14 protein-coding genes and 1 pseudogene are annotated in these 12,866 nt (G+C 66.1%); 9 read left to right on the forward strand and 6 right to left on the reverse strand.

Going from position 1 to position 12,866, the window contains the following annotated elements; translation table 11 throughout:
- Positions 1-7 precede the first annotated feature (7 nt).
- The 3 genes from CDV49_RS13495 to CDV49_RS13505 are packed head-to-tail and all read left to right on the forward strand — an operon-like array spanning position 8 to position 3,290.
- Positions 8-1,282: a 3-deoxy-D-manno-octulosonic acid transferase gene (locus CDV49_RS13495; RefSeq protein WP_179209206.1), complete on the forward strand. Its 1,275-nt coding sequence runs from the start codon at positions 8-10 to the stop codon at positions 1,280-1,282.
- Complete coding sequence (locus tag CDV49_RS13500) at positions 1,279-2,619, forward strand: 3-deoxy-D-manno-octulosonic acid transferase (RefSeq protein ID WP_088215950.1); 1,341 nt, start codon at positions 1,279-1,281, stop codon at positions 2,617-2,619. The genes CDV49_RS13495 and CDV49_RS13500 overlap by 4 nt, the downstream gene beginning before the upstream one ends.
- The gene (locus tag CDV49_RS13505; RefSeq protein ID WP_088215951.1) at positions 2,616-3,290 is read left to right on the forward strand and encodes an acylneuraminate cytidylyltransferase family protein; all 675 of its coding nucleotides are present in this window, start codon (positions 2,616-2,618) and stop codon (positions 3,288-3,290) included. Before CDV49_RS13500 ends, CDV49_RS13505 begins: the two co-directional genes overlap by 4 nt.
- On the opposite strand, the gene CDV49_RS13510 is transcribed toward CDV49_RS13505, so the two are convergent.
- The 5 genes from CDV49_RS13510 to fliF all read right to left on the reverse strand — a co-directional run bounded on the left by CDV49_RS13510 (position 3,279) and on the right by fliF (position 7,214).
- A complete protein-coding gene (locus CDV49_RS13510) occupies positions 3,279-4,037 on the reverse strand; it encodes an SDR family NAD(P)-dependent oxidoreductase (RefSeq protein ID WP_088215952.1) in 759 nt (252 codons plus the stop codon). The genes CDV49_RS13505 and CDV49_RS13510 overlap by 12 nt on opposite strands.
- Before the next feature lie 68 nt (positions 4,038-4,105).
- Positions 4,106-4,846 carry a flagellar type III secretion system pore protein FliP gene (locus CDV49_RS13515; RefSeq protein WP_088215953.1) on the reverse strand — a complete coding sequence of 247 codons (741 nt, stop codon included), beginning with the start codon at positions 4,844-4,846 and terminating at the stop codon, positions 4,106-4,108.
- Positions 4,827-5,102 carry a FliM/FliN family flagellar motor switch protein gene (locus tag CDV49_RS13520; protein ID WP_035743437.1) on the reverse strand — a complete coding sequence of 92 codons (276 nt, stop codon included), beginning with the start codon at positions 5,100-5,102 and terminating at the stop codon, positions 4,827-4,829. Before CDV49_RS13520 ends, CDV49_RS13515 begins: the two co-directional genes overlap by 20 nt.
- The gene (locus CDV49_RS13525; protein ID WP_088215954.1) at positions 5,095-5,673 is read right to left on the reverse strand and encodes a FliH/SctL family protein; all 579 of its coding nucleotides are present in this window, start codon (positions 5,671-5,673) and stop codon (positions 5,095-5,097) included. Before CDV49_RS13525 ends, CDV49_RS13520 begins: the two co-directional genes overlap by 8 nt.
- Positions 5,670-7,214 carry a flagellar basal-body MS-ring/collar protein FliF gene (gene fliF, locus CDV49_RS13530; RefSeq protein ID WP_088215955.1) on the reverse strand — a complete coding sequence of 515 codons (1,545 nt, stop codon included), beginning with the start codon at positions 7,212-7,214 and terminating at the stop codon, positions 5,670-5,672. The genes CDV49_RS13525 and fliF overlap by 4 nt, the downstream gene beginning before the upstream one ends.
- A gap of 108 nt (positions 7,215-7,322) precedes the next feature.
- Between fliF and CDV49_RS13535 the strand changes: the two genes are divergently transcribed.
- The 6 genes from CDV49_RS13535 (at position 7,323) to CDV49_RS13560 (ending at position 12,193) form a co-directional block, all read left to right on the forward strand.
- Complete coding sequence (locus CDV49_RS13535; protein ID WP_088215956.1) at positions 7,323-7,793, forward strand: flagellar basal body-associated FliL family protein; 471 nt, start codon at positions 7,323-7,325, stop codon at positions 7,791-7,793.
- Between the two features lie 10 nt (positions 7,794-7,803).
- Positions 7,804-8,157 carry a hypothetical protein gene (locus CDV49_RS13540; protein ID WP_088215957.1) on the forward strand — a complete coding sequence of 118 codons (354 nt, stop codon included), beginning with the start codon at positions 7,804-7,806 and terminating at the stop codon, positions 8,155-8,157.
- Positions 8,154-8,699 (forward strand): MotE family protein, encoded by a 546-nt coding sequence (locus CDV49_RS13545; protein ID WP_088215958.1) that lies wholly within the window; start codon positions 8,154-8,156, stop codon positions 8,697-8,699. Before CDV49_RS13540 ends, CDV49_RS13545 begins: the two co-directional genes overlap by 4 nt.
- A gap of 66 nt (positions 8,700-8,765) precedes the next feature.
- A complete protein-coding gene (gene motA / locus CDV49_RS13550) occupies positions 8,766-9,635 on the forward strand; it encodes a flagellar motor stator protein MotA (RefSeq protein WP_088215959.1) in 870 nt (289 codons plus the stop codon).
- Positions 9,635-11,425: a hypothetical protein gene (locus tag CDV49_RS13555; protein WP_088215960.1), complete on the forward strand. Its 1,791-nt coding sequence runs from the start codon at positions 9,635-9,637 to the stop codon at positions 11,423-11,425. Before motA ends, CDV49_RS13555 begins: the two co-directional genes overlap by 1 nt.
- A 51-nt stretch (positions 11,426-11,476) precedes the next feature.
- The gene (locus tag CDV49_RS13560; RefSeq protein ID WP_256947344.1) at positions 11,477-12,193 is read left to right on the forward strand and encodes a DUF1045 domain-containing protein; all 717 of its coding nucleotides are present in this window, start codon (positions 11,477-11,479) and stop codon (positions 12,191-12,193) included.
- Positions 12,194-12,676: 483 nt separating this feature from the next.
- On the opposite strand, the pseudogene CDV49_RS13565 reads toward CDV49_RS13560, so the two are convergent.
- Positions 12,677-12,866 (reverse strand): annotated as a pseudogene (locus CDV49_RS13565) (IS5/IS1182 family transposase); the annotation flags it as partial.

The following is a 12,866-nucleotide window of genomic DNA, read 5'->3' on the forward strand; positions in this document are numbered from 1 at the left end:
GAAGGGCGTGACGCAACACACCGGCCTGGCTCTGCGGGGCTACCTTGCCGTCTCCGCGCTCATGGCCCCGCTGGCGCGGCGTCATCTGAAGAAGCGCCTCGCCCGCGGCAAGGAGGATCCGGCCCGCTGGCGCGAGAAGCTGGGAGAGGCCAGCGTGCCCCGCCCCGAGGGGGTTCTGGTCTGGATGCACGCCGTGGGCGTGGGGGAGCTTCTGGCGCTGCCGGGGCTGGTCAACCGCATCCGTGCGCTCCGGCCCGATGTGACGGTGCTGCTCACCTCCTCCTCCCGCACATCGGCGGAGGCGATCGCGAAGAACCTGCCTGCCGGTGCGATCCATCAGTATCTGCCTCTGGATGCCCTTCCTTTCGTGCGCGCCTTTCTGGATCACTGGCGGCCCGACCTCTCCGTCTGGGCGGAGCGCGATGTCTGGCCTGCATTCATCCGGGAGATCGCGCGGCGGGATATTCCGCTGGCCATCGTCAACGGCAAGATGAGCGCGGCCTCCTTTCGGCAGAAGGCCCGGGCGCGGGCGCTGTTCTCCGATCTCTACACCCGCTTCGCCTTCATCGGTGCGCAGGAGGAGGAGAGCGCCCGCCACTTCGCCGCCTTCGGCGGGGAGCCGTCGCGCATCCATGTCACCGGCTCGCTGAAATCGGCGGCGCCCCCGCTCGCAGATCAGCCGGAAAGCCGCCATGCGGTGGAGAACGACCTTGGCGGTCGCCGCCTCTGGCTCGCGGCCTCCACCCATCCGGGCGATGAAGGAGCGGTGATCGAAGCACACCAGAGGCTCCTGCGGCGCGACCCCGGTGCAGTGCTGGTCGTCGCGCCCCGCGCGCCGGATCGCGCGCCGCAGGTGGTCGCGACCTGCCGCGCTGCCGGTCTGGCGGCGGAGCTGCTTCCGCCCGACAACCGCCTGCCCGCTCGGGCGGAGGTCTATGTCTTGCAGCGGATCGGCCAGCTCGGCCTGTGGTATCGGGTGGCCGATACGGCCTTCGTCGGCGGTTCCATCGCCGCGGTCGGCGGCCACAATCCCTATGAGGCGGCACGGCTGGATTGCGCCATCCTGCACGGACCGAACGTGTGGAACTTCGAGGAGGATTACGATGCCTTCGACCGGGCGGGGGCCGCGCGGCTGACCCTTCACGCCGAGGCGATGACGGAGGCGCTTTCCGATCCCGCAACGCTCGCCATGCGCCCCCGCGCGGCTGCGCTGGCCGAACGGGGAGAGGCGCAGCTTGACCGCACGGCCCGGCACCTCATCGCGATGATGGGGGCACCATGACCCTGCGCCAGCGTCTCGCCCTTCGCCTCTACCGGGCGCTGTGGTATCCGGCCCTGCCGTTCGTGCGGGCCTATTTCCGGCGGCGCGGGCGAAGGGATCCGGCCTATCTCGACCATATGGAGGAGCGTTTCGGGCAGGGCGAGCCATTTGCGGCCACCGTCTGGGTCCATGCGGTGTCGCTCGGCGAACTCCGCTCCGCCGTGCCGTTGATCCGTGCCTTCCTTGACCGCGGGGAAAGGGTGCTCATCACCCATCTGACCCCGGCAGGCCGGCGCGGCAGCGAAGCCGCCTTTGGCCCGGAGATCGCTGCGGGCGATGTCGCCGTGCGCTATCTGCCGCTGGAGCTTGCGGGGGCATGGCGGCATTTCTTCCGCAACTGCCATCCGCGCCTCGGCCTCGCGATGGAGATCGAGATCTGGCCCGTGATGATCGACGAGGCCCGTCTGGCAGGCGTGCCGCTCTGGCTCGCAAACAGCCAGATACCGGAGCGGAGCTTTGCGCGCGCCCGCCGCTGGTTGCCGTGGATCGGCCATCCCGTCCGGGGCGTGGCCGGGGTTCTGGCCAAATCGCGGATCATGGCGGAGCGGTTCCGAGCCCTCGGCGCGCCCAATGTGCATGTCGTGGGGGAGCTGCGCTTCGATCAGCCCATTCCCGCGCGCCTGACAGGGGCTGCCGCCCGGCTTCTCGACGGGCCAACCGGCATGGTGCTTCGCGGTCGGCATGTCGTGGCGCTGGCCAGCGTGGTGGAGGGCGAAGACGACCTGTATCTCGACGCCTATCGTCTCGTGCAGGAGCGGTTTCGGGCGGCGGGGCGGGTGCCGCCGCTCTTCATCCATATCCCCCGCGCGCCGGAGCGGTTTGCGCAGGTGGGCGACATGCTGGAGGCATCCGGCCAGCGCGTCCTGCGGCGCTCCCGCGCCTTCGATGCGGATCTTGCCCTCACCGATCCGGGAGTGGCAGAAGCCGATATCCTGTTCGGTGATTCACTGGGAGAGATGTATTTCTACCTCGCCCTGTCCGATCTGGCGGTCGTGGGCGGGGGCTTCGTGGAGAAGGGGGCGCATAACGTGATCGAACCGCTCGCCCTGCGCAAGCCGGTACTCGTCGGGCCGCATGTCTGGACGATCGAATATCCTGGCCGGGAGGCGGAGGCCGCGGGCGTGCTGCGCATCTGCCCGACGATCCCCGATCTCGCGCAGGTCATGGGCGATCTGCTGCTGGATCCCACCGCGCTCGCCGCCATATCCCGCCGGACGGAGAGCTTCTTTGCCGACCACAGCGGCGCGACGGCGCGCAGCATGGCCATCCTCGAACCGTTGCTGGACACCGCGCCATGACAGACCTGCCGCTTATCGCCATCGTGCCCGTCCGGGGCGGGTCCAAGGGGCTGCCGGGCAAGAACGTCCGGCCGCTCGGGGGGGTGCCGCTCTACCGCCGCGCGGTGGATCAGGGTCTTGCAGCGGGCGCGCAGGAAGTCATCGTCTCCACCGACATTCCCGAGATTCTGGCGGCTCCACAGCCCGGAACACGGCTGATCGCCCGGCCCGAGGCGCTTGCGGGCGATGGCGTGCCGATGGATCCGGTGTTGCTTCACGCGCTGCGCGACGCGGGGCCTGCCCTTGTGGTGCTGCTGCAGGCCACCTCACCGCTCCGGCAGGTGGAGGACATCAGACGCGGCGTGGATGTCTGGCGGCAGGGCGGGTTCGACCTCGTCATGTCGGTGACGGAGGCGCCCTCGACCGTCCTGAAATACGGTCTTGCCGAGGGTGATCGTTTCGTGCCTGTCGCCCGGCCGGAATACTGCTTCATGAACCGTCAGCAGCTTCCGCTGGTCTGGCGGCCCAATGGCGCGGTCTATGTCTTCTCCGCCGAATGGTTCCGGCAGAACGGCGGCCTGGCGACGGATCGGATCGGCATGGTGCCGATGCCGGCCGAGCGGTCGATGGATATCGACACGCTCGCCGATTTTGAACGTGCCGAGGCCGCGCTCAGCCGCTCAGAGCGATGAGACGAGGTGCCCGCCGTCCACCGGAATCGCGGCGCCGGTAACATAGGCTCCCGCGTCGGAGGCCAGTAACAGCAACGGCCCGTCGAGATCCTCCATGCGGCCCAGCCTGCGCTGGGGTATCCGTTTGACCAATGCCTCTCCGGGGGGGGAGGCGAAGAAGTCGCGATTCATTTCCGTTTCAAAATATCCCGGGCAAAGCGCGTTCACCCGGATGCCGTAGCGCGCCCATTCGAGCGCGAGCGCCGAGGAGAGCTGCACCACCCCCGCCTTGGACGCGGCGTAGGAGGCGACTGCCCCCGCAACCCGGACCCCCAGAATCGAGGCCACGTTGATGATGGATCCGCCCTGTTTCGCCTGCCGCATCCGCCGCGCCGCCGCCTGCGCCACGAGGAATACGCCACGCAGATTGGTATTGACGACACGGTCCCAATCCTCGGCGGTGATGTCCAGCGCGGGGCCGGGCATGCTGATACCGGCGTTATTCACCACGATCTGCGGTGCGAGGGCGAGGCCGGTGAAGCACTCCGTAATGGCGTCCGGTTCGGTAACGTCGAGGGAGACGGCCTCAGCCTTGCCGCCCGCAGCCGCGATACGCTCGCACAGCGCCTCCAACGCTGCCGCGCGCCGGGCCGCGACGATGACATGCGCCCCCGCACCTGCAAGAAGCTCGGCGAAATGGGCGCCCAGCCCGCCCGACGCGCCGGTGATCAGCGCGGTTTTGCCCTTCAGATCCTCGAACATCCTCATCCCTTTCGCGGTTCTCCCTCCATCATTGCGATTGTCGGACGATTTTTCCAGCCCTGACCGTAGAACACCTACATGTAACTGCGTACCAGCGCGCCGGAGATCAGGGTCCAGCCATCCGCGACCACGAAGAAGGCCAGCTTGAATGGCAATGCAACGATCGCGGGCGGAACCATCATCATCCCCATCGACATGAGCACCGCCGAAACGACGAGGTCGATGATCAGGAACGGCAGAAAGATGACGAAGCCGATCTGGAAGGCGCGGGCGATCTCGCTCAGCAGAAAGCTCGGCACGAGCAGGGGCAGCGGCGCTTCCATTGCGGGGGGAGGCGGCAGCCCCGGAGCGCGGAGCGTCGCCAGTTCCGCCAGGGTGGAGGGGTTCACGCGATGGGCCATGAAGCCCTGAAACGGCCCGATGATATGGGGAAGCGCTGCCTCCACCGTCGTTTCTCCGCGGGAGAGGGGGCCGATCCCGGTTTCCCACGCTTCCGTCAGCACGGGGTCCATGACGAACCAGCTCAGGAAAAGCGCCAGCGTCACCATGAGCATGTTCGGCGGTGCCTGCTGCAGGCCGATGGCCTGCCGAAGGATGGAAAGCACCGTGACGATGAAGGGAAAGCAGGTCACTGTGACCGCCAGGCCGGGCACCAGGCCCAGAAGCGTTATCACCGCGATGAGTTGCACCGCCCGCCCGGCGAGCGAGGCTCCATCCGCCGGGATCAGGCCGTCCTGTGCGAAGGCTGCCCCCGCGAACAGGGCGAAACCCGCGGTCCAGATGAGCAGCGCCGGATCAGGCGCCCCCCGCCACATCGATGACCTCCGTCAGCTTGACGGCGAGTTGGCCGGCCTGGTCGCCCTCAAGCTCCTGAAGCTCGCCGCGCGCGATCAGCCGCTCACCCACGTAAAGCTCCACGAGATCGTCCACGCGCCGGTCCAGGGGCAGGACGGTATCCTGCTGGAGGCGGAGCAGGTCGCGCACCAGCGGGCGCGCCTTGCCGACCGAGACGGTGATCTCGATGGGGATCTGTCCAAACAGGCGCTGCTCGGGAAAGGCCTTGTCATCCATGGGCGCGAAGCTCCGGTCTTTGGGGGTAATGATTGCGGATTTCCTCGGTCAGCCTGCGGGTGAGGCCGTCGAGATCGAAGAGCGTCTCCGCCGCGGAGCGCAGGACGCACTGGCCGGGCAGGAGGGTGTCGTCGGCGACGATCTGGAAGGGCAGGTCGTCATGGTCCAGAAGCCGCTCCTGAAGCGCTGCGACATCCTCGGGGCAGACGGCAAGGGCCACCGGCTTCCGGGTTGCCTGCCTGGCGATCGGTGTGAAATGTTCGAGGATCAGGTCCGCAAGCACGGACCGCGCCACGGCGGGCAGGACTTTCGCGACCAGCGCATCCAGCACCGGAGAGAGTGCGTTGAGAGCGTGGTCCCGCGCCTCCTGCCAGGTGAGAGACAGATCCTGAAGCCGTGCGTCCATATCCGTGCGCAGCCGCGCGCGCTCCGAAACTTCGGCCGCCACGGCTTCCTCCCATCCCGCGGCGAAACCCTCGTCATAGGCGAGGGCGCGCGCCTTCGAAGCGTCTTCCTCGGCCAGCTGCGGGTATGTGGCGAAGTTCTCCAATGTGAGGGCGAGGGGTTTCATACGCGCTCCTTGCGGTCTTCAAGCCAGCCTCTAAGGATTTCCACCGTTTCGTCCTGACGCTCCGCGATGAGTCGGCGCAGGCGGTGAACGGGCTCCTCGGGTTCTGAAATATCCGTGGGGGCAGGGAGACCCGGACCAGCCAGCGTCTCTCCCGCCGCGAGTATCCGGACGGGGCGGCTGTCGTCCAGCTCGCGACTGGTCTTTCTGGTGCCGGTGAGGATCGGTCGGATGACGAACAGCCCGATGAGCAGGGCAAAGAGGCCAAGGAGCGCGGGTTTCACCAGCGTCGTGGCATCGAAACCTGAGAACATTCCCGTCTCGGCCGTCATCTCTGGCGTATCGACCGGCTGAAACGGCATGGATTTCAGGGTGATCACATCGCCTCTTGCCTCGTCATATCCGACTGTGGAGGCGACGAGATCGCGGAGCGCCGCGATCTCCGCCTCGGGCAAGGGTTGCCATGTCGTCGTGCCGTCGGTCCCCGCCACCTGCATTCCGTCCACCAGCACCGCGACCGTCAGCCGGCGCAGCGCGCCCGGTGCCCGCTCCACCGCACGTTCGGTCTGGGAAAAGTCGAAATTTGTCCGCTCTCGCGACCGGCTGTCCTGATTGCGTGAACTGCCGCCTTCCGACTGCGCCTCGCCATCGGGCAGGTTGCTGGCCACGCCCACCGGCGCGCCGGGGCTTTCGGAAGAGCTGGCCGTCGTTTCTTCCGCATCGTGGCTGACCGCGATGCGGGAGGCCGGATCGATCCGCCGTTCGGTGATGGTCTCACGCTCATTGGCGATGTCGAGGCTGACTTCCGCAACGGCCCGGCCCGGGCCCAGACGGGCTTCCAGAAGCCTGAGGATGTTGTGACGCAAGGCCTCTGTCCGCTCCGCCATCGGACCCGCTCCGGGAGGCTCTACGCCGGAGAGGACCAACCCGCGCTGACTGTCGATGACCGAAACCGCTTCGGGGGGCATCCCCGGCACGGCGGAGGAGACCAGAAACCGCATCGCCCGCGCCTGATCGCCGCCGAGCGGCATGCCGGAGGTCGTGACCGTGACGGAGGCCGTGGGCGGCATATCCTGCCGGAAGGGTTGGGCGCGCGCGGTGGCGATATGCACACGCGCCGCCCGGATACCGTTGCTTGACAGAATGGTCCGGGCCAGCTCCCCCTCCCGCGCGCGCCAGTAGGCCGCGTCGAACATCTGCGACGTCGTCCCGAAGCCGGAGAGCGAATCGAGTATCTCATAGCCCCCGCTGCTGTTCGCCGGCATCCCCTCTGCGGCGAGAGCCATGCGGAGCTGGTCGCGCGCCTGTTCGGGCACAAAGATCGCGTCGCCCCGCACGTCATGGACGATCCCACGCTGGGCCAGCGCATTCACCACCTGTCCCGCCGCCGCCGGTTCCAGCCCGGAATACAGCAGGGTCATTCGCGGACTGGCCACCCCGCGTGCCATCAGGAGTATCGCCGCGAACATGGTGAGCGTGGCTGCCGCCACGGCCACACGACGCGCCAGTGTCAGCCCATTCCAGATGGCCACGATCTGCTGCACGACGATTCTCCCTGATCCGGTCTGCGTGACTCTGGTTTTGCATTCGCAGCCTTAAGAAAGCGTTAGTCGGCTTGCGCTATGACGATGTGGTGCAGATTCGGAGGCAACATGTCGGACGTGGCCGATCGTGGGACGGAAGATGCGCCCCGAAAGGGGGGCAAACGGGGGCTGATTCTCGCCGGGGTGCTGGCGCTGGCATTGGCAGGCGGGGGGTTCATGGCCGCCCGGACGGGGTTGATACCGGCCTTTTCCCCGAAGACGCCGGAGAGCGGTCTGGGCGATATCGCCTATGTGACCATTCCGCCGCTCGTCCTGTCTCTCGGGCCGGGAATGGCGGGCCGCCACCTGCGATTCGCCGCCGATCTGGAGGTGAGACGCGCGGATGCGCGGGAGGTTACGCTGGTGATGCCCCGGATTCGCGACGTGCTGAACGGCTATCTCCGCGCAGTGGAGCCGGAGCGGCTGGAGCAGCCCGCCATGCTGATGACGCTGCGAGCCCAGATGCTGCGCCGCGTTCAGATCGTCGCGGGTGAAGGTCGCGTGCGCGACCTGCTCGTTTCGGAATTTGTCATAAACTGAGGAGACGGGCATGGATTTCATCGCCGATCTGCTATTGGCGACGGGCGCTTTCGGCGCGGGTCTCTATTGCTTCGTGCTCTCCCGCCGTCTGAAGCGCTTTTCTCAACTGGAAGGCGGAATGGGGGGGGCGGTCGCCCTGCTGTCCACGCAGGTCGATGACCTGACGAAAGCCGTCGCGCTGGCGCGGGAGACGGCGGGAGCGTCGGAGCGTTCGCTGGAGGAGGTGACGGTTCGTGCAGAGGCGGCAACCCGGCGACTGGAGGTCGTTCTGGCCGCGATGCACGATCTGCCCGCTCCCAGGCCGCAGCGACGCCGGCTTCGCCTTCGCCAGCGCAGGGACGATATCCTTATGGCCGCGGAATGAGACGGCCCGGCCCGCTCTCCCTGGTCACGGTGATGTTCCTCGCCTCCGCGGCGATCCGCCTTGCGGGGTGGGGCGGAAGCGCACTCGCGCTGGAGGCGTCGCCCGCGCTGGTCGAAACATCCTGCACCTCGCTACCGGGTGCGGCAGAACTTCTGGCAAATCTCCGTGATCGCGAGGCCCGCGTGGTGGAGACGGAACGCGCACTCACTGCCCGCAAGGAGGCGCTCGACCGTGCCGAGATGGACGTTCGCCAGCAACTCGCCCGGCTCGAGGCCGCAGAAGATAGTCTTGATGCCCGAATCGCCGCCTCCCGCCAGGCGAGCGAGGCGGACCTTGCCCGCTTGACCGCTGTCTACGAGGCAATGAAGCCCAAGGAGGCGGCACTGCTTTTCGAAGAAATGGAACCCGATTTCGCCGCTGGATTCCTCGCACGCATGCGTCCGGAGGCGGCCGCCTCCCTCATGGCGGGCCTCAACCCCCGCACGGCCTATTCTTTCAGCGTCCTGCTTGCGGGCCGTAATGCGCTTGCGCCGATTGAGTGACGTCGCAAGCGAATATTAACCCGCGTCCTCTATTCTGGGGATCACGCTGGAATGGAGGCTTCAGGAATGCTCGGCATCATCGGGATCGCTGTGATCTTCGTCATGGTCTTTGGCGGCTACATCCTCGCAGGCGGCAAGATGTCGATCATCCTTCATTCGCTCCCCTATGAGATGGCGATGATCCTTGGCGCGGCCGTGGGCGCCTTCCTGCTGTCAAGCGACATGGCGCTGGTGAAGGCAACAGTTCGCGATATCGCGCGCGCCTTCAAAGGCCCGAAATGGCGCCAGACCGACTATCAGGATCTTCTTTGCCTGCTGTTCGAACTGGTGCGCCTTGGGCGTCAGAATCCGGTGGCGCTGGAAGAGCATGTGGAGGCGCCGGAAAGCTCCTCCATCTTCGCGCGGTATCCGCGGATCGTCGCCGATCATGAGGCGGTGGATCTGATCTGCGACACGCTCCGCTCTGCCGCCATGAATTATGATGACCCCCATCAGGTGGAGGAGATTCTGGAAAAGCGGATGGAGGTAAGTCTCCATCATGCGCTTCACACCAGCCATGCACTCCAGACGATGGCCGATGGGCTGCCCGCGCTCGGCATCGTCGCGGCCGTGCTGGGCGTCATCAAGACGATGGCCTCCATCGACCAGCCGCCGGAAGTCCTGGGCAAGCTGATCGGGGGCGCGCTTGTCGGCACATTCCTTGGTGTATTCCTCGCCTACGGAATCGTCGGTCCCCTCGCCGCGAGGCTGAAGGCGGTGACGGAGGAGGATGCGCAGTTCCATCGCCTGATCCGGGAAGTTCTGGTCGCCAACCTCCACAACCACGCGGCCAACATATGTGTCGAAGTCGGGCGACAGAACGCGCCGCATGCGGTTCGCCCGTCCTTTGCCATGCTGGAGGGTGCGTTGCGCGAATTGAAGCCGGAGGTCGCCTGATGCGCCTGCTGCTTGCCGCCCTGCTTTTGCTGCCGTGCCTTGCCTCGGCCCAGTCGATCCGTGTGCGCTCGGGCGAGCATGAGACATTCAGCAGGATTGTCATTGCTCTCCCAAAGCCTTCCGCATGGTCGCTCATGCGGGATGGAGAGGGGTATCGGCTCGACATGGCGGCGAAGCCCCAGCTCGACATCAGCCGCGTGTTCGATCTCATTCCGCGCCGGAGGATCGCCGATATCCGCAAGACGCCCGAGGGGCTTCGCCTGTCTCTCGGCTGCGAGTGCCATGCTGTCGCGACGGAGATGCGGCCGGGGCTCATCGTGCTCGACGTGACGGATGTCCCCCCGCCGGAGACACCGGTGGCCGCCGTCATGCCCCGTCTTCCGCTTCCTCTCCGACCTCCGTCCCCGCTGCCTCTGCCGCTCGCGCCAGATCAGCCGCTGGCCAAAATGCGTTCGCTGATCGGCGCAGAGCTGACGAGGGCGGTGGACCAGAGGTTGGTAGAACTTGAAGGAGCGCCCGTCACATCCGAAACCCCGGTGACCAACAACGACGCCCCGGGCCTTGCCGTCATTACCGCGTTCGACAGGGATGTTCGTGACGATGGGCCCGCTGCTCCGGGGCTGTCCGCATGTCCGGCTCCTGAACTCCTTGACCCCACGGCCTGGATGAAGGCCGAGCCCCTTGCCGAGACGTTGGGAAAGCTGCGTGCGGAACTGGTTGGGGAATTCGACCGGCCCGGCATAGAGGCCGTGAACACTCTCGTACGATATTACCTCGCCATGGGCTTCGGACACGAGGCACTGGCGGAAATGCAGCTCAACCCCGATCTCATCGCCGACCGCGAGTGGCTTTTGCCGCTTGCTGCGCTCGTCGATGGCGAGATCCCCCGGGACATCGGGCCGCTTGCGGGAATGGCGGCCTGCGACGGCTGGACGCCGCTTTGGGCGCTCCTTGCCGACCCCCGCCTTGGGGCGGGTCGCGAGGTGAACAGGGGCGCTGTCCTGCGCAGCTTTTCACGGCTTGCCCCGTTTCAACGCGACCTGCTTGGCCCCCGGCTGGTTGAGCGGTTCCTCGCGCGCGATGACGATGAGGCAGCGCTCTCGGTGCGTTCGGCCATGGCTCGCGCCGATGAGGGACCGTCGGTCGCGATCGCGGACGGGCTGATTGCCCGTGAGGAGAGGGAGCCTCCCGGCCTCGCGCCGACCTCCCGGACCTCGGGAGTGCTTGGGGCGGAAGCGCTAGCGCTGCTTATTGAAGGCCGCGTCGCGCGCGGTGAGCCGGTGGAACATGAGCGCGCCGTTCAGGCCGCTGCCCTCGCGATGGAGATGCGCGGGGCGCAACTGGGAGACAGATTGGCGCGTGCGGAAGTCCTTGCACTCGCTTCCACGGGCGATTTCGACGCGGCCTATGGCGCGTTCGACCGCTTGCCAGCCTCGCTCCGGCGTGAGACCGGGGAGACGCTGGCAACACTTCTTCTGCGGATCGCCGATGACGTGACTTTCCTCCGTTTTGCACTCGGTTCCCGGCTGACCGCGCCTGATCTGCCAATTTCGGTGCAGGTCGGGGTGGAGGAGCGGGTGACCGCGCTTGGTTTCGGCAGAAGCGAGACAGGGCCGGGCAGGGCAGAGACCCCGGCCACGGGTGCTGTGCAAGCAGGAACCTCTCGGGCAGGAACTTCTGCGGCCCAACCCTCCCTGAGTCTTGCGGGAGCCGGAGCTCTTCTGGAAGAAAGCAGGGCTTTCCGGCGGGAGCTCGTTCTGATCTTGAATGATCCGGCAAACGGGTCATGAAAGTGACATGCGAAGAGCATAGAGGATGCGGATTGCCGGACCTCCGGCGCCATGATCAAGAATATGACAGACCATACGCGATACGCCATTTACTGGACGTCCCCTCCCGGCCCTCTCACCGATTTTGCGGCGGCTTGGCTGGGATGGAATCCCTGGACATCGGTGGAGACCCCACCCACCCCCGGGCCCGGCCAGCCGCTCGGATTGGCGCAGATCACGGAGGAGCCGCGGCGTTATGGCTTCCACGCCACACTGAAAGCCCCCTTTCGTCTGGCTGAAGGGCGCGATCGCGTAGGGCTGGAGGCTGCACTTCAAAGCTTTGCGGAAGATCAGGCAGCCGTCAGACTGGATGGTCTGGCTTTTAGCCTGCTGTCAGGATTTGTCGCGCTCCGGCCAACGGGAGATGTGGCGGAGCTGAACAGATTTGCGATGAGGGTCGTGGAGTTCTTCGATGATTTCAGGGCCCCGTTGACCGAGGCGGAAATCGCGCGCCGCAGGCCGGAAACACTCTCGCCGCCGCAGCGCCAGAAGCTCCTTGACTGGGGCTATCCCTATGTCGGCGATGACTTCCGGTTTCATCTCACGCTCACCGGCAGAGTGTCGCAGGACGTCGGCGTGGAGGTGATCGAGAAGCTCGAACCACATCTTGCGCCGCTTCTGCCGGAGCCGCTGATCATTGATCGCATCTATCTCTTCGGCCAAAGGCCGGATGGAAAATTTGAAGTTCTCAAGGCGTGCCCACTAACAATGCGCTCTCCCCTGGTTTGAGAACACCTCATCTTCGACATGTTCTGTCTCGGGAAGCACGGGGATGGAGGGATTTATTTCTTCGGCCCGCTGTCTTTGGCCGGCGAAAAGGTCGGATATGTCTGACGCAGTGGCTTTGAATCGCGTTGAAAGCCCTCTGGATTGATCAGCGGGAGGTGGTGCACCAAAGCCCGGCTCCAGCCTTCGCTGTCCACGCACCAGCCTCGGTTCAGCCAAGCGTGTAGCCTGACCACGGGATCTAAGGGCCTCCCAGACTCAGGTGACGGGCCCGATCTGCGGGGTGCCCGGCATGAAGGCGAACCTCATATTACCTCACGCGCAAAAAAAGCCTCCGCCCTCTTCGGGATGTCAGGCTCCGCCCGATTCCGGGTGACCTTTTTCTTCATGGCGCAATCTTGGCCAGGTTGGCCCACATCTGACCGTTCCAGGGGCGTTGTTGCGCTAATCGGCAGGAGGCCGATCTTCCCCTTTCCCGGGTGACCTTCATCCCACGTCAGTGATCTCGGCGGTGCCGAGAGCATTATATTTGTTCATGATGGCAATTCGGATCTGGACCTCTGCGGTCTGTCGATCCGGGTGGCGGGAGGCGATGCGTTCGCCGAACGCCTTGAGGCAGTTCATCCGCGCCTCGACCCGACTTCGGACGTGGTAGCCGACCGAGCGTTTCCAGTTG

Origin of the sequence: Haematobacter genomosp. 1 (assembly GCF_002196855.1) — a bacterium.
Taxonomy (GTDB): Bacteria; Pseudomonadota; Alphaproteobacteria; order Rhodobacterales; family Rhodobacteraceae; genus Haematobacter.

Bases quoted from the DNA above. Each gene is read 5' to 3' on its own strand.
- CDV49_RS13500 (WP_088215950.1), top strand. From the start codon at position 1,279: ATGACCCTGCGCCAGCGTCTCGCCCTTCGCCTCTACCGGGCGCTGTGG.
- CDV49_RS13505 (WP_088215951.1), top strand. From the start codon at position 2,616: ATGACAGACCTGCCGCTTATCGCCATCGTGCCCGTCCGGGGCGGGTCC.
- CDV49_RS13510 (WP_088215952.1), bottom strand. From the start codon at position 4,037: ATGAGGATGTTCGAGGATCTGAAGGGCAAAACCGCGCTGATCACCGGC.
- CDV49_RS13515 (WP_088215953.1), bottom strand. From the start codon at position 4,846: ATGTGGCGGGGGGCGCCTGATCCGGCGCTGCTCATCTGGACCGCGGGT.
- CDV49_RS13520 (WP_035743437.1), bottom strand. From the start codon at position 5,102: ATGGATGACAAGGCCTTTCCCGAGCAGCGCCTGTTTGGACAGATCCCC.
- CDV49_RS13525 (WP_088215954.1), bottom strand. From the start codon at position 5,673: ATGAAACCCCTCGCCCTCACATTGGAGAACTTCGCCACATACCCGCAG.
- CDV49_RS13535 (WP_088215956.1), top strand. From the start codon at position 7,323: ATGTCGGACGTGGCCGATCGTGGGACGGAAGATGCGCCCCGAAAGGGG.
- CDV49_RS13540 (WP_088215957.1), top strand. From the start codon at position 7,804: ATGGATTTCATCGCCGATCTGCTATTGGCGACGGGCGCTTTCGGCGCG.
- CDV49_RS13545 (WP_088215958.1), top strand. From the start codon at position 8,154: ATGAGACGGCCCGGCCCGCTCTCCCTGGTCACGGTGATGTTCCTCGCC.
- motA (WP_088215959.1), top strand. From the start codon at position 8,766: ATGCTCGGCATCATCGGGATCGCTGTGATCTTCGTCATGGTCTTTGGC.
- CDV49_RS13555 (WP_088215960.1), top strand. From the start codon at position 9,635: ATGCGCCTGCTGCTTGCCGCCCTGCTTTTGCTGCCGTGCCTTGCCTCG.
- CDV49_RS13560 (WP_256947344.1), top strand. From the start codon at position 11,477: ATGATCAAGAATATGACAGACCATACGCGATACGCCATTTACTGGACG.